The sequence below is a fragment of the Microbulbifer sp. NBRC 101763 genome, from assembly GCF_040371615.1.
Lineage (GTDB): Bacteria > Pseudomonadota > Gammaproteobacteria > Pseudomonadales > Cellvibrionaceae > Microbulbifer > Microbulbifer variabilis.
Genome location: NZ_BAABQV010000001.1, coordinates 858,484 through 878,669, shown reverse-complemented (window position 1 = coordinate 878,669; position 20,186 = coordinate 858,484). Strand labels below are relative to the sequence as shown.

20 protein-coding genes are annotated in these 20,186 nt (G+C 54.5%); 2 read left to right on the top strand and 18 right to left on the bottom strand.

Annotated features, from left to right (window positions below; all coding sequences use genetic code 11):
• The first annotated feature begins 104 nt into the window (after positions 1 to 104).
• Positions 105 to 251 carry a hypothetical protein gene (locus tag ABWV76_RS04080; RefSeq protein WP_353375319.1) on the top strand — a complete coding sequence of 49 codons (147 nt, stop codon included), beginning with the start codon at positions 105 to 107 and terminating at the stop codon, positions 249 to 251.
• Positions 252 to 264: 13 nt separating this feature from the next.
• Here ABWV76_RS04080 and ABWV76_RS04075 read toward each other — a convergent pair whose 3' ends face one another.
• Positions 265 to 519: a type II toxin-antitoxin system YoeB family toxin gene (locus tag ABWV76_RS04075; protein ID WP_502914752.1), complete on the bottom strand. Its 255-nt coding sequence runs from the start codon at positions 517 to 519 to the stop codon at positions 265 to 267.
• A gap of 3 nt (positions 520 to 522) precedes the next feature.
• Entirely contained in the window at positions 523 to 777 is a 255-nt protein-coding gene (locus ABWV76_RS04070; protein ID WP_353375318.1) for a type II toxin-antitoxin system Phd/YefM family antitoxin, read from the bottom strand.
• 302 nt (positions 778 to 1,079) lie between these two features.
• On the opposite strand from ABWV76_RS04070, the gene ABWV76_RS04065 reads away from it, so the two are divergent.
• The gene (locus tag ABWV76_RS04065) at positions 1,080 to 1,664 is read left to right on the top strand and encodes a hypothetical protein (protein ID WP_353375317.1); all 585 of its coding nucleotides are present in this window, start codon (positions 1,080 to 1,082) and stop codon (positions 1,662 to 1,664) included.
• 118 nt (positions 1,665 to 1,782) lie between these two features.
• On the opposite strand, the gene ABWV76_RS04060 is transcribed toward ABWV76_RS04065, so the two are convergent.
• The 16 genes from ABWV76_RS04060 to ABWV76_RS03985 all read right to left on the bottom strand — a co-directional run bounded on the left by ABWV76_RS04060 (position 1,783) and on the right by ABWV76_RS03985 (position 20,093).
• Entirely contained in the window at positions 1,783 to 2,103 is a 321-nt protein-coding gene (locus ABWV76_RS04060) for a hypothetical protein (protein ID WP_353375316.1), read from the bottom strand.
• A gap of 112 nt (positions 2,104 to 2,215) precedes the next feature.
• Complete coding sequence (locus ABWV76_RS04055) at positions 2,216 to 2,599, bottom strand: hypothetical protein (protein ID WP_353375315.1); 384 nt, start codon at positions 2,597 to 2,599, stop codon at positions 2,216 to 2,218.
• Between the two features lie 15 nt (positions 2,600 to 2,614).
• Entirely contained in the window at positions 2,615 to 8,140 is a 5,526-nt protein-coding gene (locus ABWV76_RS04050) for a hypothetical protein (RefSeq protein ID WP_353375314.1), read from the bottom strand.
• Positions 8,141 to 8,142: 2 nt separating this feature from the next.
• The gene (locus tag ABWV76_RS04045) at positions 8,143 to 8,532 is read right to left on the bottom strand and encodes a hypothetical protein (protein ID WP_353375313.1); all 390 of its coding nucleotides are present in this window, start codon (positions 8,530 to 8,532) and stop codon (positions 8,143 to 8,145) included.
• Between the two features lie 11 nt (positions 8,533 to 8,543).
• Positions 8,544 to 10,562 (bottom strand): hypothetical protein, encoded by a 2,019-nt coding sequence (locus ABWV76_RS04040; RefSeq protein ID WP_353375312.1) that lies wholly within the window; start codon positions 10,560 to 10,562, stop codon positions 8,544 to 8,546.
• Between the two features lie 220 nt (positions 10,563 to 10,782).
• Entirely contained in the window at positions 10,783 to 11,235 is a 453-nt protein-coding gene (locus ABWV76_RS04035) for a hypothetical protein (protein ID WP_353375311.1), read from the bottom strand.
• A 50-nt stretch (positions 11,236 to 11,285) separates the two neighbouring features.
• Positions 11,286 to 12,218 carry a phage tail tube protein gene (locus ABWV76_RS04030; protein WP_353375310.1) on the bottom strand — a complete coding sequence of 311 codons (933 nt, stop codon included), beginning with the start codon at positions 12,216 to 12,218 and terminating at the stop codon, positions 11,286 to 11,288.
• The gene (locus ABWV76_RS04025; RefSeq protein WP_353375309.1) at positions 12,196 to 12,345 is read right to left on the bottom strand and encodes a hypothetical protein; all 150 of its coding nucleotides are present in this window, start codon (positions 12,343 to 12,345) and stop codon (positions 12,196 to 12,198) included. Before ABWV76_RS04025 ends, ABWV76_RS04030 begins: the two co-directional genes overlap by 23 nt.
• A complete protein-coding gene (locus ABWV76_RS04020; protein WP_353375308.1) occupies positions 12,342 to 12,776 on the bottom strand; it encodes a hypothetical protein in 435 nt (144 codons plus the stop codon). The genes ABWV76_RS04025 and ABWV76_RS04020 overlap by 4 nt, the downstream gene beginning before the upstream one ends.
• Complete coding sequence (locus ABWV76_RS04015; RefSeq protein WP_353375307.1) at positions 12,776 to 13,045, bottom strand: hypothetical protein; 270 nt, start codon at positions 13,043 to 13,045, stop codon at positions 12,776 to 12,778. Before ABWV76_RS04015 ends, ABWV76_RS04020 begins: the two co-directional genes overlap by 1 nt.
• Before the next feature lie 6 nt (positions 13,046 to 13,051).
• Complete coding sequence (locus ABWV76_RS04010; RefSeq protein WP_353375306.1) at positions 13,052 to 13,285, bottom strand: hypothetical protein; 234 nt, start codon at positions 13,283 to 13,285, stop codon at positions 13,052 to 13,054.
• A 92-nt stretch (positions 13,286 to 13,377) separates the two neighbouring features.
• Positions 13,378 to 15,381, bottom strand: coding sequence for a phage major capsid protein (locus tag ABWV76_RS04005; RefSeq protein ID WP_353375305.1), 2,004 nt, complete (start codon positions 15,379 to 15,381; stop codon positions 13,378 to 13,380).
• Entirely contained in the window at positions 15,371 to 17,023 is a 1,653-nt protein-coding gene (locus ABWV76_RS04000; RefSeq protein WP_353375304.1) for a phage portal protein, read from the bottom strand. The genes ABWV76_RS04005 and ABWV76_RS04000 overlap by 11 nt, the downstream gene beginning before the upstream one ends.
• Before the next feature lie 9 nt (positions 17,024 to 17,032).
• Complete coding sequence (locus ABWV76_RS03995; protein WP_353375303.1) at positions 17,033 to 17,569, bottom strand: hypothetical protein; 537 nt, start codon at positions 17,567 to 17,569, stop codon at positions 17,033 to 17,035.
• A 3-nt stretch (positions 17,570 to 17,572) separates the two neighbouring features.
• Positions 17,573 to 19,516, bottom strand: coding sequence for a phage terminase large subunit family protein (locus ABWV76_RS03990; RefSeq protein WP_353375302.1), 1,944 nt, complete (start codon positions 19,514 to 19,516; stop codon positions 17,573 to 17,575).
• A complete protein-coding gene (locus ABWV76_RS03985; RefSeq protein ID WP_353375301.1) occupies positions 19,482 to 20,093 on the bottom strand; it encodes a hypothetical protein in 612 nt (203 codons plus the stop codon). The genes ABWV76_RS03990 and ABWV76_RS03985 overlap by 35 nt, the downstream gene beginning before the upstream one ends.
• Positions 20,094 to 20,186: the final 93 nt, after the last annotated feature.

Here is a 20,186-nt window from a genome sequence, read left to right as displayed (position 1 = left end):
TCATCGGGATTTGGCATGAAATAAACAGATTCCCAGCGGTAAATAAGTCTTTTATCGCGCTTGAAGAAAGGATCGAATCTTTAGAGTTTGACAATCGAGACCTAATGAGAAGAGTCGACTCTCTCGAAAATGAGGTTTTATCCTTATCCACTGAGATCGATAAAATAAAAGACCCCATTTACCATCAAGCTATCGAAGATGGAGACGGTGGGGCTCTATACAATATGGACAAAGAGCGCGGGGAAATCTGAAGCCCCACCGAGACTAGGAGTAGTGATAGCGGCAGGAAAAAATAATTAACTCCCCGTCCTCAAAGGAATATACCAGCCGGTTGGCTTTATCGATGCGGCGTGACCATCTACCGCTGAGATTGCCCACCAGGGGCTCGGGTTTGCCAATACCTTCGAAGGGAGAGCGCATCGTTTCTTTGATCAAATTGTTGATGCGCTTTAGCGTTTTTTTGTCCTGGCCCTGCCAATATAGGTAATCTTCCCAGGCTTCCACTGTCCATGTCTGCAAAATTTACTCCTCAATAAGTTCGCGACGCATGGTTTTTCCTGCGCGATGCTGAGCGATGGAGCGCTCTAAGCGGGCGGCATTGGCTGGGCTGCTTAACAGATGCACTGTTTCCATTAGGCCGTTGTAGTGGTCTAGCGACATAACCACGGCGTCACCGCCTTTCTGGCGGGTGATCACAGTGATGTCCTGATCCTCTTGCACCTGATCCAGCACACCTTTCAGGCTTGCCCTGGCGTCTGAATAATTAACGACGTTCATTTTATCACCAAAACTTTCATTTAATCCAGAATTTCGTACAAACTCTTGTACAGGCAATTGTACGCAAGATGTACCACGAGTGCAAACTTTGCCCTATGCAAGTTTTGAGTTAGGGCAATCTTTCTACTGGTAAACGAGAATCTCAGATATACCTAAAAGTAATATAAATAGGTAATTATCTCGATATTTAGTAATATCGGAATTAAAGAAAAGTCAAGTGAAAAGCACAAAAATCCCCTTGATTTGGGGTCTTTGCGGCTGGTTATATTGGCGTAGAACATTCCAAGGAAGGTAAACGGATAATGATGGTCAAATCATGGTTATTAGGGTTGGGTGCAATACTTCTGTCCCTGCAGGTTCAGGCTGACGGGTTGATTGACCTGGGGGAGGCGGTCAAAGTGTACCCAGCAGGTAAAAGCAGGGTAAATGAAGTGCAGTTGCAGCTGTATAGCGACAAGTTTGGCGAGCAATTGCAGCTGGTAGCGCAGCGCCCTATTGGCGGGTCCAAAACCCTGAGCCTCCCCATTAAAGATGCTGAGAAGCTGCACCAGGCATTGCAAAAGGCACAGCGCTGGAGCGATACCGCACGCGAACACAAAACAGCCATGATCAAGCCTTTGGCCTGTATTGGCGAAGATCCCACCGGCGCCTGTGCCCAGACCGGCGCCACTGTCGATATTAACCAGCTGGGGATGCTTTTTAATGCCGAGGAAGGCGGCACCCCCAGCGTATTGATTATGAGTTTTCGCAGCGGTCCCGCACGCACTCGTAGTGCTTTTTTCCTCGATGACAAAGGCCTGGCTCAACTTACCCAGCAGATAGCCACCTGGCAGGATGGGCTGGAAAGATTGCGCGTGCAGCAGGCAAAAGAAGCGCTTTTTAACTAGGAGAAGTGGTAGAAGCGAGCCAGTGGTCAAGGATTATGAAGTTTTCCGCTGGTGAGTCGCGAGTAAAAGGAAACATTAACCTCCTAAGTTGCGATTTTGAAGCTGGGTCTTTTACTTGTTAAACATTTTTTCTTGGCTTGAGCCAATAGCCAATAATCGTTCCTATAACACCGTACGCCCACTTTTGCTCTCCTTCACCATAGCTACCAGAAATAATAATATACAGAGCGCATACCAGTACGATCAGGCTTATCAATTCAGACATATGCTTGCTTAAAAAAGACTCACCATTAGTGCGATTTTCGGCATTTTTATTCAATTTATATATAGGTTGATGACGGGTATGGGTATAGAAAAACCTGCTTATCCATTGCCTTATACCCCTCCCAAAAAGAAAAGCGAGTCCTAAACCAATTAATATCCATGCAATAATATCCATATAACCCCACAGACTTATCAGTGCACTTAAGAGTAGCGATAATATATCACACCTATATTGGCATCATGGTTGGACCGCCTGTCAACCCGCTTGCTGGCAGTCGATAAAATATTTACCCGCTAGGAATTGCCATAGCCGCAATTGAGCTATGCACAGCCAGACGGTTGGCCACCTCAACAATACAACTCGCTACTAAATCAGCAGCATGATCGGCGACGTTTACCGGCTGGCCTGCATCGGTCTGCAGAGTCTTGGTGGTTACATAAACGCTGGACATTAGATCGCCGGCACCATCAGTTTGTACTGTGTTTTGGTTGTCGATAACAGCAATCGTACATTTAAGTACTGCAGCAGCCTGAGCTTCGTTATTGGTGGGCTCTGTGGTCTGGGTTACCGTTGCACGCACAATAGTGCCGGCGCTGTGGCCATCATCGATGGTGTAGGCGAACTGCCAGGCCTCCAGGTCTGGCACTGTTATCGGGGAAAAGCTGGGCATTATCTATTCCTTTGCTTAGTCAGATTTGTGTTGTCCGTTATGGGTAATGATGCGGTGTAATGGATTAACGCCAGCAGCGTAGCTCTTACCACCTACAGAGACCTTGTACACGGTGTGTAGGCCAGCGCATTCGACCCGCTCGACAGTTTCCCACGTCAAAGGCTCATCTTCATGCAAAACCCCCAGCTCAACGCCCTGGCAGTGCTGCGCCTCGTAGACCCGCCCTGCACGGTCGGTAACGGGGGTTTCACGGCTGCAAATTACCTGGGCACCGCTTGTTGTGGTGAGCAATACGCAGGGTATTTCTGGCTCTGTATCCACCCCGCCAATAATGGGGCTTAGATGGGTTTCCTCGTCGCCGGTATCCCAGCAGTCGATCAGGTCTCCGCTTTCGCAGTTGTCCGCTAGCAAACCTTCGCGCAGCCAACTGCCTGCGGCAACGCACCAGGGATCTCTAGGGACTGTGGTTCCACCTCCATTGCTCGGGGTTGTAATGGTGCCTATACCTCGGCGCCAGGTGCTGGCAGCCAGCTGGTAAATGTTCGAGGTTGCGTAATAGGTAACAGCGCCGCCCTGAGTGCCGGGATCATCGCAATAGACGTAGTACCTAGTGTTGAAAGACAGCCCGGTAATACTGCCACTGTTGTAATTAATAATGCCGAAACCAAACTGCACCGAGTGCGCGGCAATCGTGATTTTTGCGGTACTGCCATCATCTGAGCCGGACAGCGCGGAACTGGTCGGCAGGCTGGCAATACCAGATTGAATCATCGGCAGGTTGCGCTGGTCTTGCACTTCCACTACATCGATTTTTACATAATCGATTAAGGTATCGCCCGTTTTAGCCGGATAATTGCAATAAAAAATTGGCGTAATAAAACGGACATTCGCCTGCATTTTGGCTGGGTTGCCAATATGGTTCGCTCCTCTAGCGCCACTGTATTCAGCATTGCCACTAGCGTTGCCTTTGACATAGGCCACCAGCGTCTGCCAACTCTGCCCCACTATGTTTAAGTTGGACGCAAGGATGTAATGCTGACTGCTAAATGTCTCGGCACCGCTAGCATTACAAAGCTTGCCAGCACCATCGTAACCAGCCAAACCGGCATACATAGTGCGATCGGCATCACCTGCGGCATACACATAAACCCGAGTCTCTATCCGGTAAAGCTTACTGGGATCAAAGGGTATTTTTTCTGCGTGGTACATCGAAACATGATTAGTCAGGCGAGCCGCACCACCACCAACTGTTAGGTAACCGCTGGTATAGAAATTCTGGTATCCGCCGGAAAAGTTGGTCCAGTACTGGGAATAATTACTATCAGAAAAATCCTCTAAAAAGGTATTCCGCATGGAGCGGATTTGCGCGCGCTCCTGTGCGGTAGCGCCAACGGTGGCACCGTCCTCGGGTTTATTGGTCCCATAAATTTCTTCCCAGTCTGCGCGAGCACCGGCAATTTGATCGATCTTAATCAGCACTTTTTGTCGTGTGCTGTATACCGCCTGCCATTTGGCTTTCCAGGTGCTGCGATCGATGCTGGTGACTGTTGAGGTATTGCCCAGACCTGCGCCGTTGAGATAACTGGAGAGTGCTGTTATCGCACCGCTGTAGTTGGTTTTCTCAGTGGTGATCCCGTAGCTATTGGCCTGCCCTTCGATATCGCCCTGCTCTGCCAGGATCTGGTTGTATTCACGTACCGCGGTTAATTTCTCTGTCGGATGCAGTTTGCCATCTGCGGCAATATTGCTGAGGTCTAAAAGGGCAGCCGCGGCATCGGTTTTGGCTTCAACAGCAGCATTTGCAGCGGCTTGCGCCTTGGCATCCGCTGCAGAAACACCAAGCAATGCTTCAGGGTCACCACTACCGCCGAGGGTAACCACAAGGCCACCGTATGTGCCGCCATCTGCGGCGTTAGACCAGATGGAGATTTCATTGGCACCGGCCTGCAGAGTGACCGGGAAGCTGTACCACTGACTAGTGTCATTCGGCCCACTCATGATTCCGACCTGGACACCATTCAAACCAACGCGTGGACCGCCCTCGGCATCATAGGCCAGTACATGGATAAAGCCTTGGCCAGCAGTGGCATTAAAAGAATACTTAGTGCCGCCGGCATAGTTGGTATTCGTGGGCCAAAGTAACCCGGTGGGTCTTCCATCCCACTGAAACTGCAGCGTGGCCCCGACCATGCCTGCCTCGCGTGCTTGTTGGGCGATAGCATTAAGTAAAACCTGGCGTGCGCTGTACACCGCTTCCCAATTGGCATTCCATATTGTGCGGCTGATAGAAGTGCTGGCTGCGGTATCGTTCCAGGTGGGAGATAAGCCCCCCAGGTAACTAGTGAGGGCTGCCAGGTTGCCGGAATAGTTGCCTTTTTCGATAACCAAACCGGCACCATCTGCCTGCGCTTCAATGCCCGTTTTTTCTGCCAACAGTTGCGCGTACTCGCGAATCACAATGAGCTTTTCGTTTTGATGCAGAACACCATCGGCGGCGATGTTATCCAAGTCTGCCAACGCGGCATTAGCGTCGGCCTGTGCGGCTTCGGCCTTATCGATCGCCTCCTGCACTTCTGGATCGAGTGCCGGGTCCTCATAGTCGGTATAGGGCGTGCGCGACTTGGGTACAAACATCAGGCGCACGGCGTTAGTGCCTAAACAGGTGCCCCCTTGCCCCGCATTACCAGGGCTATCCGGGCTTTCCCCATAACATGCGATTATTTTGCTGTTACTGAGTATTGGCATGGGGTTCTGAGTACCGTCTATCAACAGCACTATGCCGCCAGGGGCACCACCGCCGCCACTGCCTCCAGGCACCTGGATTAAATCGCCAGTAGTACCGGGGCTGCCATCTTCGCCAGAGTTTTCTATTTTGCCGCTGACACCAATGGCGACACCTCGCGCAATTACAACAATACCCGCACCGCCCTTGCCACCTAAACCACCGCGCCCACTGGGTTCATAACTGCCATCCCAGGAATAGAAAGACGAGTGGCCACCACGAGCTCCACCAGAACCGGCTAGATCATCGGGAATCCCTTGTAGATCTCCGCCGTTATTCTCGATATTGAGGGGCGGCATTACTTCATTGCGGCCTTTGACAGTTTTCCCCCGCGCTCCTTGGGCCGTTCCTCGATTGACCACTGTTCTAACATCTTTTAACTGGCCAGCACCGCCGTAACAGGAACCGAGAAAACCCACGCCGTTATTGGTGGGGATTCCCTGCAAAGTGCCGTCAATCTGCAGGACACCGCGCACTCGCAGCTCAATATTGCCACTCACAGAAAGGGTGCGGCCTACTGGTATCGTAAGATCGCCAGGGTAGTAGTAAATTGCGCGGCTATCGCCATTGCCAGCCAAAGTACCGTCAGCAGTTAAAAAGCCGCTGGCATCGATGTTGAGGCCACCAGAAGTCATTGAGGTGCCGTCGCTGTCGTACCAGGCGTCCGGTAATTCTGCGCTGGAGCTGTCGGCTTGGTCTGCAATCATACCGGCGGGCTGATAGCTGCCGAATAGATCCACGGATACTGCACCGCTTACCTGATCGATACTGATGCGCTGTACTTCCATAGCGCGGTCCAGGCTGTACTCATCGAGGCCCAGCGCTGGCAGCAGGCGAATATAGTCCACGTCATAGCTATAGTCTGCGCTGTGGTCGTGACCAATATCGAAGCGAATTAAGGAAACTTGGTTGCCAGTCCAGTCGCTAACCTGGGACAGATTAAGCACCAGCTCTTGCCACTCTCCTTTGGCCCCGTTTAGGCGCTCAATCAGGTCCAGCATTTCCGCAGTGCCAGCCGAAAAATAGCTGCTGCTCTCGGTGTGTTTAAAAAATAACTTGCTGCCGGTGCCCGCTACTATGGGCTCGTCGCTGGTACGGCGCACCCGTAATTTGATAAAAGGCAGATCCGCCCCTAAAAACGTGGGCGTAAAGCTGCGACTGATCCAGGGGTTTTCACCGTTTACTGTTACCGAAAGGACGCCATTACTGACAGAGGAACTGGTGATGTCATCGCGGGGAATCCAGCCCTCGCTGTCACGACCAAAATTAAAATCGTAGGGCCTGTCTCCGCGGATAGAGTGATCGCGCAATTGCGGCAGACTCACCCGTACAATATCACCAACTTCCAGGTCGTTGTTACTGGGCAGTAATCCCAAACGCAGGCTTAAAGGTGGGCCGGCGAAACGATCGCGCAAAGCATCGAAAGTGTTTTTTATTGTGGTATAGGTGTGACGGGAATTGTGCAGACCGCGAAACTTTAAACTGTGTTGTTTTGCTTCACCATGAATAGCCACCGAGTCCGCATCGATCAAATTATTAGAGCGCAAAAATTTGCCATCGAATCCGGGCTGCTCAAACCAGCTCCATTGCACCGAGAAGATATTGCGTACCCCGGCCAGGTTGTACTTCAGCTCACCCAGGCTCTTCACATCATCGGGGCCGATAGTCGCTACTGTACCAGATTCAGCCAGCACCCCAGCCATACGGCGAAAGCCCAGCTGACCTGCCGCATTAACCGGCATAAAAGCACCGAGCAGTAGATTGATTTCGGTCTCGATAAATTTCTTGCCGTCGACTTTTTCCAAACCATCAAAGCGCAGGATCTTGCCCTTGCTATGGTCGCTGGGCTTGTACCAATCCGCACCAATATTTTCGAACTCATCCAGCACCACAAAGGCAGGATCTATGCCCAGGTGCCAATTACTGGGTAGTACGTTGTTAGTGCCGAGAATCTGCCCGGTCAGCAATGCATAGGCCAGCTGGGGGCCAGGGCCTTCCAGATAGATAAACTCCTCTACCTCAATGCCGCTTTCGCTATCGCTGTCTTCGGGCAATTCGTGATCACGGGCAAAGGTGCCGAACAGGCCGCGCGTACAGTTAGTAAAGCTGCTGCCGGTTTTGCCACTTGCGCGGACAATCTCGAAGCCATCCTGATATTTAATTTTCAGGTAATACACGGATTGGCCTGACGCATCACCATAGGCGATAGTGTGCGGGTTGGCTTCAAATCTGCTGGTATCGAATACCTGCAGGGTGGTATCGGCTTTGGCAAAATTGGCAGCCAGGCGCGTGGTATTAGGTACAAAAATATCGCGGCGCATTTCGCGTTGGATATCCCGGCAGCGCACCCGGTACACGCCCTCTGCATAGGAAATGGATTCCTCGGCAATCTGGGTTTGCTCCAAGCGGAACTCATCCCAGTCGAGACCGGCAAAGCCTTGATATAAGCGCACCGTGCGGCCCTTAATGCCGTTGCCCTGCTCCAGCTCGTCGCGTAGCACATAGGACAACTGCCCACCGATATCTACTACCTCAAAGGAAATAGCCCCAATTTCCGCACGGCCCTGTTCGGGGATTACTTTTTGACTGGTGGCACTGCACTTTTTCAGAGTGCCGAGTACTGCATTAGCGGGAAGGCCTGAAATATTATTGTGGCTGGTGATATACAGCGGCAGGTCAAAACCGATCTCAATCACCAGGCGCAGCTCACGCTGTGCAGCCTGATTGTGCAGGTCAAAAGTTTCTGAATTGTTGCGCATGATTAAGCTATGACTTGGATGGTGGTAAAGCTGAATTCGTACAGGCGGCCGGGGTAGCGTTTTTCCTTAAAGGATTTGAACTTGAGCTGCACCGTTTGCGGATCGTCTGGGGCGGCCTCGGTGCCTTCGGCATCGAAGGTGAAATATTCACCGAAGGCGCAACTGGCACCGAACTCGCGCCACTTGGTCAGCTGCGCCGGGGTGAGGCGCATAGGCACAGTGCGGCATACCGTGTGCCGCTCAATACGGTAAGCGGTAAATTCCCGCGCTCCACTGAGGGCGGTATGCTCCTTGCCTTGCGGTGGGTCGCTGCTGTCGCACTGCTGCAAAACGGCCTGAAGCTTGCCGGCGCCGTCGGTGATTAAACGGGTGGGATTAAATGCGATATACACGGGCAAAACTCCTAGCCAGCTAGCGACTGTGCCTGACGGCTGCCTGTTTCGATCAACTCGTAATCCTGCTCGGTAATCAGGGTTTTGATCTGATCGGCAATAGTCTGTGCGTTGTCACCCACCAAATCGCCTTGAACAGTGAGGTTGAATACAGTCCCGCCCTGGGGTTGGTCGTTGCTGGCAAACTGGTTAATACCATCGAGGTTGGCGCCATGCGAGGGTGGCGCTGTGGCCAGGCTGCCACCGCCGGCGCTGACACTGCCGACGCCACTACCACCGCCAGAAAAATTACTGCTCTTGATCTGTGCGATTTGCATTGCACCGGTGGCCGCCATTGCCGAAGCGGCAGGAATGCCCCAGGGGTAGCCGCCGGAATTATGGTAGGACTCGATAACCGCACTCGGTAAAGTTGCCACGGCCTTGGCCAGGCTGAGGGCTTTCTGGATCTTAAAAAGTTTTTTGCTGCCGGTATTGGAGATACCCAGCATCATGTCCATGGCGCCGCCGAAAGCTTTCCAGCGGTTTTTGCTGCTGGCCTTTTCCAACTTTTCCCGCTGCTTCGCGTGCTTACCTTCCAGCTGGGTTAGATTGCGCTCATAGGCATCGTGATTGATTATTTTTTGGGCATAGGCCTGATCGAGGATGGCCATTTCTTGGTCTTGCTTGACCTGCAGCTGCTCCAGCTCGGTGAGCCAGGACAGCTGCAAGGTTTCCAGCTTGGCAGATAGCTGCTCGCGCTCGCGATCAGTGAGGCCATCAGCCCCGGCACCGGTGCCCTGCCCTTCGTCGTTGGCTGCACCGGCATTTCTGGCCTTGTCAGCGATCAATTGGGCGCGCACTTCGGCGCCCTCCAGAATCCCCTCGACTTTTTGCGCGAGCACCTGGCTGGGTAACTCCTCCATCATCATCGCTTGCAGCTCGCCGCGTGCATCGCTTATACCGTTGACCATGTAATCAAAAGCAGCTTGCAGCTGTGGCGGGGGTTCAGCATCGCCCAGATTTTCGTCGAGAAAAGCCAGGGCCTCGCGGGCTTGATCTCCCACCCCTGGCAGCTTGGTGCCAAGCTCCAGGGCACCGCGCAGGGGTAGCAATACAGCGTTTTTGATGCTGTTGCCGAGGTGATAGGCGTGCTCCACCCCCAGCTTTAAGGCACCCACTACGGCAGCACCAAAGCCCCAGGCAATAGTTTTGCCACCCTGAAAAAGGATCTGCAGCCCGTGGATACCATCGGCAAATACGCCGGCCACTTTGATTCCGCTATCAAAAGAATTTTTCACCACCGAGCCCATACCGCCGGCCTCGCGGGTGGCGTTTGTGAGCTGGATAGCGGTTTCTTCGATGATTGGGGCCAGGTGGATAGTGAGCTGGTTGGCTAGGCCCCGCCCCACTTGCTGGGCGCGAAATATGGCGTCGTTGGCGGCCTCCATTTTGGCAGCGTCCACGCGCGATAAGGCCACCCCGTATGCGTCGACCTCTTCTTTCGCCTGGGCAAATCCCTCGGCCCCGCTGTCAATCATGTTGATTAAATCGGTACCACTGCGGCCGAAAATATCCGCCGCATAACTGGCTTGCAGGCTGCGGTCTTTAACCTGCCCTATGGCTAGGGCAATGGTCTCGAAGCGCTGGCCGGTGGGCATAGCGTTAAGCTCGGCCGTTGTCAGGTTTAAATCTGCCAGGGCCTGGCGGGCTTCACCGGTGCCGCGCTCAGCGTCGCCCAGGTTGCGGTTCATCAGCTCCAGGGCTTTGTTGACGCCTTGGTTACTGCTGCCGGTGAGGTTGGCCAGGTGCTGATAAGCGGATAGCTCGCGGGTTGTGGTGCCGAGGCGGTCGGCAGTCTTGGCTAGGACATCGTTGACTTCCAAACTGGAGGAAACCATCGCGCCCAGGCCCGCAACACCTACCAGGCCGCCGATTTTGGCTGTGGTGCTATTCAGAGCCCCGCGCAGGCCGCCCAGGTTTGCCTTGATCGATTTGAACATGGCGCGGGTCTTGTCGTTACCCTCGATAACAAACTTGTAGTTGTCCGCCATAGCGGCCTCGCTTATTCGTCGCGGTAAAATTCGGCCGCTAGCTGCTCAATTGCGGCCATGGCTTCCAGGTAGTAGTTGGGCTGGTCCCCCACTCCGCCACCGCGCCACAAGTTGCCCTGCCGGTAGTGCTGGTGCAGGCGCAGCAATTGGGCGCTGTGAGCGGTGACAAGGGGTTTTAAGCAGGTGCGGGATTCAATAACACCGGGGATTACCCACTTAGCTATTGGGGCGGGGTTGGAGTCGTCGCAGTGTCTGCCCCATTTGCAGTTGTCGCAATCAAATCGCTTGGGGTCTCGGGCGATGCAGATTGCGATGGCAAGTTTTTTCTTTCTTCCTCGCTGAGGACGCTGCTGATTAATATTTCAGTTGCCAGATCCCTAAGCAGATCCCAGGGCAATTGTTGCCAGGCACCGGGGGAAAACTTGGCTGGTGCGCCGTCTGGCCCGTTGATGTTTTGCCAGTCCTGAATGCCCCAGCTCAACATCTTTACACGGGCATTGTGGCTGGGAATAAATGCACCCCCGCTAGTTATTTCACCGTCCGCCATAATTTCCATATTTTGCACTTGGGTCAGCGGTTTCAGTAAAAACCGGGGCGGGGTTGGGTCTTCGGGGTCTGCGTCTTTCGGGGTAAACCACTGAGGGGCAAGGCCCCCGCTTAGTTGTAGTGCCATAGATATCTCAGCTTTAAAAATTTATTGGGAAGGGTTGAACGGTCAGAGCATCAGGTAAAAGTCAGAGTGAGCGCGTCGTCACCGCCAGCGGCGCCGAAGCCGATATCATAGGTGCGCAAGCCATCGCGGTCGCCGGGGCTGATTTCTTTATGCCAGGCCTGGGGAATGCTGAGGCTATACTGGTTGCCGGCCAGGCTGCCCACTGTGCCGGTATTGACTGCCTGGGTATTGCCCTCCTGCCAATCCCCCACCCAGTCTTTTGTCCCCACCAGAGTGGCCTCGGGATCGAAAGAGCCGCTGACATCGCGGTCGGTAATTAATACCTCGCTGTAGCCATTTTCGGCAGAAATATCTGGCGGGGTGGCGATGCTGTTTCCAATATCCAGGGTTAAAGCGCTGATCACTGCGGCATAGCCGCCTACCTTAAACGGCATATTGATTGCCGGTGGCGGCACTATATCGCTATAGGTTGCGATCGGCAGGGTGGCGTCTGTGGGCTTGGTAATATGTCCGGTAAGGGTAAAGGAGATTTTGCCCACTTCGCCGGTGGTGAGGTTAAAGCTCATGGTGCCGCGCCCGCCGGTGAGCTTGAATAGACTACCGTCTTCGTAATAGTAAATGGTGATGCTCTCATGCCCCTCGCTGGCCGGCTTGTAATCGACACTAGTGTTAGGGGTGATGGTTTCGGCCATACCGCAAGCGCGCAACAGCGGTGCCATTTCCGGCGGAGTGCCAGCTGTGCCGCTGCCTTTGATTTCCACATCAAAAGTCACTTCCATCAAGGTGCCGGCAAATAGCCCCTGTAATTTGCCCAAGATAGGCGTGGTGGGGTTGCGCTCAACCATGCGCGCGCCGGCAAAACTCCAGCCGAGACTTTCCACCAGGATTGCATTGTCGGCGCCGGTGGGGTTGGCGTCCTGGCCGTAGGTGGTTTCAACCTTGGCCAGAATTAACTCGCGTTTAACCAGTTTCTTTTTTGCCATCGGTGGCCTCGCTTAAAGTTGGGGTGGGCACTGTGCGGCTACCGCCTTTACGCGGAATAAATTCCATTCTGCCGGGTGCTTTGCCGGCGGTTTTCTTCAGCTCTTTTTTGTTGGTTTTTTTGCTCATGGGCTCTCCAGGCTGGTGACACTGTGGCGAATTAAATACTTCCAGGAGCTGGTAGCTACGGCGCGGGCTTTGCCGGCGTGCTCGGTGTCCGGCTCGCCCAGGCCCTGGGGCTCTAAATCCACAACAAAATCGAGCCCCAGGGCGTGATCCGCCATTAGGGCGGCGTGGATTTCGCCATCAATCTGTAGCATCTTGTCGTCAATCTGATCGGACTTTCCCGCCACGTAGATATCGATATAAATATCCTGTTCGGCATCGATAAAGCTGTTACCGAGGGTCGAAACCACGCGGCGCTCACCGAGGCGCACGGACAGCGCCGGCAGCTTGTCGCGGGCATAGATGCGCGTTTGCTCTACATTGGTGCCGGTGGTGACGAGGCCGGTGACTGCAGCAGTGACTGCATCCAGTAGCTGCTGGCTAACGTGGGCCATCAGGCGTACTCCAAAATAAAAGTGACGCCGCCGCCGTCGCGTGGCTGAGATTCGCGAATGAGGTAGGGCACAGCATCGATGGTAATTTCACGATTGTTCTCCGCCCCAGCTGCAGCAGCGGCGGCGGCATCACAGGTAAAAACCGGGGCAGTGCCCGCCTGCCCCGCCGCTTCCTGCCAGGCATTGCCAAAAATTCCCGGCAGGTCGCCACCAGGGGCGGTGGCTAGTCGGTAGCCGGGCAGATCGGGGTCGATGAGTTCGGCGTACATGGCGGCTTACTTGTCGGCCTCGGCGACAGCAGTTTTAGCTGCCTTGGCCTCATTGATAATGCGGGTCTGCTTGCCCGGCAGGGCTTTTTTGGTGTTAAGCAGTATGCGAGCGTCGCCCGTACTGATTTCTCCCATCTCACTGCCAATTTTTAAAACAGTGCCGCGCTCCACATATTTACTGCCGACTTTGGTAGAGCGTTGAACAGTGACTTCTGCAATTTCTTGCTGTTTTTGTTCCATGGTGATTTCCAAAAAATTAATGATGAAGGGTGCTTAAACACAAAGGCCCGCGCAGTGGCGGGCCTTCATTGAGTAACGGTGGAGCTGGGTATTTAGGTGAACTTCTTACCGTGGCAGAAGCTCTCCGGGTGGCGGCCAGCAATATCGCAGGACTGGAATGCAGTGATCCGCACAGAGCCACTTTGATCGTTGCTGTAAGGGTTAAACAACATATCCAGGCCGCCCCACATGCCGATAATCACATCGGAGAAATTACCATGTAGCAGGTCGCCGGCGTCCGCTTGGTTGGAAACAACAGTACGGTAGCCATTCACTTGGTTGCCGGGCTCCCAAATAGTTTGCCCATTGCTGCCAGTAAATTTTTCGGTAGTTTTGAAGTAGCCGCGCATTCCTGGTCCCATAACATAAGCCGCGCTACTTTCATCGGCGTTGTCGAGGGCAGTCTCGGTTTCCATCTGCACAACTTCAGCAAAAGTGGGATTTACCGCAGCAAAGTCAACAGTATTAATCCCGGTCATATTAGTAATACCACGGGGCTGACCGTTGGCGCCGGTGCCGTACAGGCCTGCGCGATCGATACCCAGCGCCATGCGGCTGGCAAGATCTAAGCGCACCAGATTCTCTGCGTCTGGGGTGCCCTGTAGCAGTAACTGGCGGGACAGCTCGGTATAGGCACCACCATTTCTCGGGGTTAGCGCTACCTGATCGAAAACAGGCAAACCCTCTGCGGGAATATTGTTATTTTCTGGGTCCAGCCAATACATGCCGGGGCCGCCGATCTGGCGCGGAATCGCCAGGTTACCGTTGAGGCCGGTCATTACTGTGGCACCAAGATTTGAAAGCACTATGCGGTTGCGTAACAGCTGGATAAAGCTGGTGGACATATGGGTTGTGCCAACCAGGTTGCCGCCTGTATCAGCGCCGGTAGCGGTAAGGGCGCGCACATTAAATCCCGACTCTTGCAGCTGTTGAATACTAATGGAGCGAGAGGCCACCAGTACATCGTGAGGAATCATATGGGAGCCGCGCCGCCGACCTTCGAATTTTTGCGCTGCTGCTTGGCTGCACTCCAATTCAAAGGCGGCGTTGTTGCGGTGGCTGCTATCTTCCGGGAACGCCATAGCGCGGAAAAGTTTGATAAAGCTGAACTGCCCTACTTCGCGCTCGCTCATGCCGATTTCCGGGCTCTCCACCTGGGTGCCGCGCTCTTGCGCACGGACTGCCAGTAGGGCCGCAGTAAAGTCATGCTTTGTTTTGGTGGTGTCGCGCAAATATTCGTCGACCATTTCGTTGGTGGCATTGTATTGGCGTGCAATATCCAGGATATCGGCGACGCGCTGACTCTCATTGGTGCCGCCCTGCTTGCGCGCAGCATCTTGCGCGGCTCTCTTCTCTTCTTCGGTCATAGTGGCCTCTAGGGGTTTTGGGTTGCTTGGGGTTGCGGGCGAATCGCTGACAGTGGGTGCCGCGCTGCGGCCCTCGCCTCCGGCGTCGTCGGATTCTGGGGGGTTAGGTGTCGCTGCCGGGGTGGCCGCGCTGCGACCGACGCCCACGGCGTCATCGGCGGGCACCGACACGTTGGAAATTTCATAGGGTTGCCAGCGGGTGACGTGGTATAGGTCGGGGCCGTCTTCGCGCTCCTCGGCTAGTTTCATTTCAAGAACGCGATAACCCACGCTGACCTTGGTGCGGATACGGTCAACAATGTCTTTAAAGTAATCGTCGCCCTTACCCACGCGGCTGTATCGCAATCGCGCACGGGCTTTGCGGTCTGTATCTACGCGAGCCTCTTCAACCACGCCGATCTGATCCCAGCGGTCGTGGCTGTCCAGCACTGGGCCATCGTTATTGAGCAGGGACAGATCCACCGCTTCCGGGGTGCAGATTAATTTTTCAATGCCGTACCAGCGTTCGACCTCTTCGGTTTCGCTGGCAAAGGCGACTTCAACCGTGCGCGCTTCCTCATCGATGGGGCTGGTACTTTCGTCACCCTCTGCGCGAGTGCCACCGGATGGCGGAGCACAAAAAAGGGCCGCTCGCTGCGACCCTTTATCGTTAATCTGGCGAATCAACTCGCCAATATTTTTAGCTGTCATCGTTGGGGGGCTCCTGCTCCTTTTCCTCGGTTTCGGGCTCGTCAGCGGCTGGGGGTTGTTCGGTTTTTGCTGCAGCTTTATCAGCGCTTGCCAGGTTGATGCCGCGCCGCTTTAGCTCCTCCTCTTCGCGCTGGATCTCGTCCCAAACCTCCTCCGGTTCGCGACCGCGCTCGCGGATTATTTCACTGCGGCTGGCCACCTTGAGGCCAACCGCTTCTTTGTGCGCATTGATTTCCTTTTGTGGATCCGTCCAGGCCCAGCGGCGGCCATTAAAAGTGGCGCTGTCGGTATAGCGCCAGCGGTCGGCAGGATTTAATGGGGTGCCGCTATTAAAGCGAATGGCCCCCATCAGCAGGGCCTGTCCCATCCATTCCTCAAAAATAGGCTGCAGGATGTTTTCAATCATCCAGTTTTGTAGCGCTTTCCAAACCTCGCGATCTTCCAGGGCGCCGATACGGCCGCTGGAAAAATTCACTCCTTCGAGGTCGTTGGCGAGGGAGAAATAAGACACACCCAGGGCGGCGGCGATACCGCGCAGAACCGCTTTTACAAAATCCTTAAAGGCTTGGTTGGGGTGTTGGGGGTCCCAGGTGTTGAGCTTGGCACCGTGGGGCAACACTTGAAAGCTGCCGCCCTCAACCTCCATATGGAAATCGTCGTCATCTTCCTCGTAGTCATCGTCATAGCCGGGTTCGTTATCGCCATTCCATCCGGTGTCCTCTCCGCTGCGCTCAATAATGCCCATGGTGCTGGCACTGATGGCAGCGCCGGAAAGCTCGGCGTCTTCGTATTGGTCCAGCTTGTAGTGGCGCGAGGCAGCGGCGATCCCTAGGGGAAAGCCGCGCGCCTGATCGATATATTCATCCAGAAATTCGTGAATAATCCGGTCGGCGGGAATGCGGATATAACCGCGCCCCTGCAGGGTGTAGTAGTCATCGTGGGTGGTGTCGGTGCTGTGCAGCCAATAAGCCACCCGGCGGCCGTCGCTGTCGAACTCGATCCCCAGGGTAATTTTGTGGCCGATTTTGCCGGGGGCGTGGTCGCTATTTAATTGCAGCAGCAGTGGGTCGAGCAGCTGCAGGGCAAAGCCGAAGGGCTTAATTTTGCGGCTGCGGATCTTGAGCGCGAGCACTTCACCATCGCGCAGCAGGCTGTCCAGCATTAGGTCGGACAGCTTCTTTAAGCTGTGGCGACCGCGATAGTCGAGCACGCCTTTTTTACAGGCGTGCTTCCAGGCTTTTTCGATAGCGAGGCTGGCGCGCTTGTCCGGTTTGTCACCGCTGGTTTTTACGTTGGCGGCAAAGCGAAAGCCGGCGTGGCCGATCACATTGTTTTTTGCCAGGCCCAAAAAGCGGCGATAGTAGGGGTCGTTTTTTGCCAGCTGGCGGCTGCGGGCCACCATGGTGTGCAGTTCCTGTTGGAGCTGCTGGTTAATCGGCACCGGGGTGCTGTCCCAGTTTTCCGTCAGGCGGTGCTTTCCTGCGGCTTTAAAGTGCCCCGCTGCACGGATAGCGCCGCGTATATTCCGCGCTTGGCGGCCGACCTGCTCTACTTTGTGCGCGAGCTGGCCCACTTGCTCGGTGAGGCGGCTATTTTCTGCCAACAGAGCACTGCGGCCGGTGAGCCGGTCGATAAATTTCATGGGCGGCCCTCAACGTATGCGCGCGAGTACGCGATTGGATTTGCGGCCAGTTCGCCTTTCGCGCTCGCGGCGGCGTTGCGCTTTGACTTTGCCGGTGTAGTGTTTTTCTGCCTGCACCATTTCGTCCCAGGTAGTGAAGGTCACTGTCTGGCCGTCTACGGTGATGCTTTGTTTACCGCTGCCGGCTTTCTTCTGCAGCAGTTGGCGCAGGGCTTCGAGCATTTTCTCAGCATGGCTGCGGGGGTCGTAGTCGGCGCTGGCGGGGTTGGGTTTGATGCGCACACGCCAGTTGTCGATGGTGTGACGGTTGGTCCCATTCTGGACCCATGCCACCAGGCTGTATTCCCCGTCGATCCAGGCGGCGGTATCGGCACCGGTGAGCGCTACTTGGTGCGCGCTGCCATTGGCCGCGGTGTTAATGACATAACTCTTGCCAACAGAAACCAGCCGATAGGTTAAGGTCCAGCCATCTTCCGGCAGATAATCGTGCAGGGTGCGGCTCCAGCTGATGCTATCGCCGGCAATAAACGTGCGTGGTTCGGTCATGGATTACCTTTTTATTCCGCCCACCTTGCGGGCGCTGTTGCGCTTGCGGCGCTTCTTTTTGGGCGGTTCGGGCTCGGGATTGAGCAGCAGCACCTCGCGCTCTTCCTCTTCCGGCTCTGCAGGTTTTAGGCGTGCGGCGAGTGCCGGGAATACAGGGTTCAAAATATCGAGGGCGGCCAGGGCATAGTTGCAACAATCCAGGGTTTCGTTGCGCTTGCGGATTGGGTGATAAACCCGGGTGGCCCGGCCATTGATATATTTAATGCGCAGTTCTTCAGCAGTGAGCTGTTTGAAATAATCTTCATTGGCCGCCATGGGAAAGTGCATATACCCGGGGCCGGGCTCATTGATTTTTAGTCGCCCGTAAATCACATCTTTGCCGGTTGTTACGCCGAGGATATACAGCAGTACCTTGGCTTTATTGCTGCGACTCGGCCGTCCAACTAGCGGGGCGATTGGATCTTTACCACCTTTCACTGCATAAACCCGCTGGCCTTCGTATTTATTGCAATATTTGTAGACCTGATCTGTTTTATGGCCCGTATCGATACAGGTGGCAGCAATCCGTAAGAGAGCGCCGCTTTCATGTTCAAAGGTGCTGAGTCGCCAGTCAGTGAACTGGTCCCAAAGCTGCCAGCGGCCTGGGTCGCCGACAAATACCCGGTGCTCTATCAACCAGGATTCTGTACCCCGTGAATCGCCACCAAAGGCCCAAACGCTGGCCTCAATACGGTCGTCTTGCACATCCACACCGCAGACCAAAACTACAGCAGCCTGCGGTACTTGCGCGGGATAATGTTCGCGGCGCTGGTAAAGTTGGTCTGAATCGACCCGCTCGCCGGGCTCTTCCCAGGGTTCGCCCTTAGTGGTGTTGACCCAGCCTTTTAGTTCGATCGGGTCTTTGCACACCTGCAGAAATTTGTGGGCGATCTTGCCCCAGGTGGTGCGCGTGTTATAAGCGGACCAGATATGCACGGAGACTGTGCGAGGCGGATCCACCTCTTTGCCGTCGCGGTAAAAAGTAAGGCCATCGCGCGTAACCATGCCGGATTCACTGCGCATCTCGCCGCGCTCATCCATGCCTTTCAGCTCGCGCTGTTCAATCATGCAGCCGGTATGCTTACAGATGTAATGGGCATTCAAAACCGTTTCGCGGCTATCCCATTTAATACCCCAGGGCACGTCAGGCCCACCCCATTCCAGGGTTTGATATTCGCCACAATGGGGGCAAGGCAAATACCGTTTGAATCTTTCATCGGCCTTTTCTGCTGCTTTTGTAAGCTGACATTCCCCAAGGCGTGTAGGCGTGCTACCACGAATCGACTTAGGAAAGCTGGAGCCCTCCAGGCGCATATCGCCAAGTTGGGTGGCTGAGCCTTCGCCCTCGATATCTGGATCAAACTTGGACAGCTCATCATAAATAGCAACGTCTACCGATTTCTCCCGATAGTTGGCTGCTGCCGTACCACCGAGTACAAATATCTGGCGGTAATTTGTAAATTTCTTGTAGTCGAGTTTGTTGTCAGAGTGTTTTTTCCCCAACCAGGGGGCCAGCTTGCGCACCGGCTTAACATCGCGAATCATGGGGTTTACATGCTGCTGCATAAAACCTTCGGCCGTGGTGTCAGTCGGCTGCCAAAGAATTTGATTGCGCTGCTTATGCTCAGCGAAATAGCCCAACGCGATTACGATTGCCTTGGTGTACCCGACCCGCGCAGCCTTTTCCCAGTTGAATTCCTCAATGTCGTCATTCCCCATCATATTGAGAATGGGGATCTGGTAGGGGTCGCTAGTCCATTTGCCTTCCGAGTAACTGGACTCGGCTGACATATAAAAATGCTTGTCGGCCCATTCGGCCATCGGTAAAGGTTCAGGCCTAAATAGGCCACGTAAGGCGGCACGCAGGTGGCGTTTAGTCGCCCGTATCTGCGCCGCCGATAAGTTCATCGATAAATTCTTCCAGTCTGTCGGGCACACTGGCGGCAAGGTTCTGCAGCTTCACCCGCTCCGCTTTGATGTAGCCAAGCTCGGTTGCTGTCAGTGATGGCACCTGGCGTTTAATGTTGGCCTCCAGGGAATCAAATATCGAAGCCATTTCTGCTCCGACCTTGCCAAAAATCAGGGCAGCTGATTCGGCCGGGATAGTCTCACCGCGAGCCAGTTCATTTTTAAGTGCCAACTGATCCGCGCGCTCTTTAGAAAGCCGGGCCTGTTGTTGCATTGGGTCCAGATCGCCAACGGGTTGGGCTGGGCGCTCAAGCTGCATTTTCTTAACTAGCGCCTCTTCCCGGTTATCCAGAACGCTGCGCAGGGTGTAGTAATTTTTGTTTCCCTGGCGAGAAGTGGGCTCCACCTTCCACTTGTCAAAAGCAGTCGCGGTGATACCTAGCGAATCACACACCTGCCGCTTGTTTAGCCAGTAATCATGAACGGGGGTGGGTTGGTCATTGCCGGCTTTTTTACCTGCAGCAGAGGCAGCCGTTTGAGTCTGTCTTTTTCGGGGTTTTTGTTTGGTTTCAGCCATGCCCTAGTACCTCAATGACCAACCACCAACCCCCGCCTAAAATGCCTCATAAATAGCGAAACCTCGCGCAGCTGCGGACCCGTATGGCTCAGG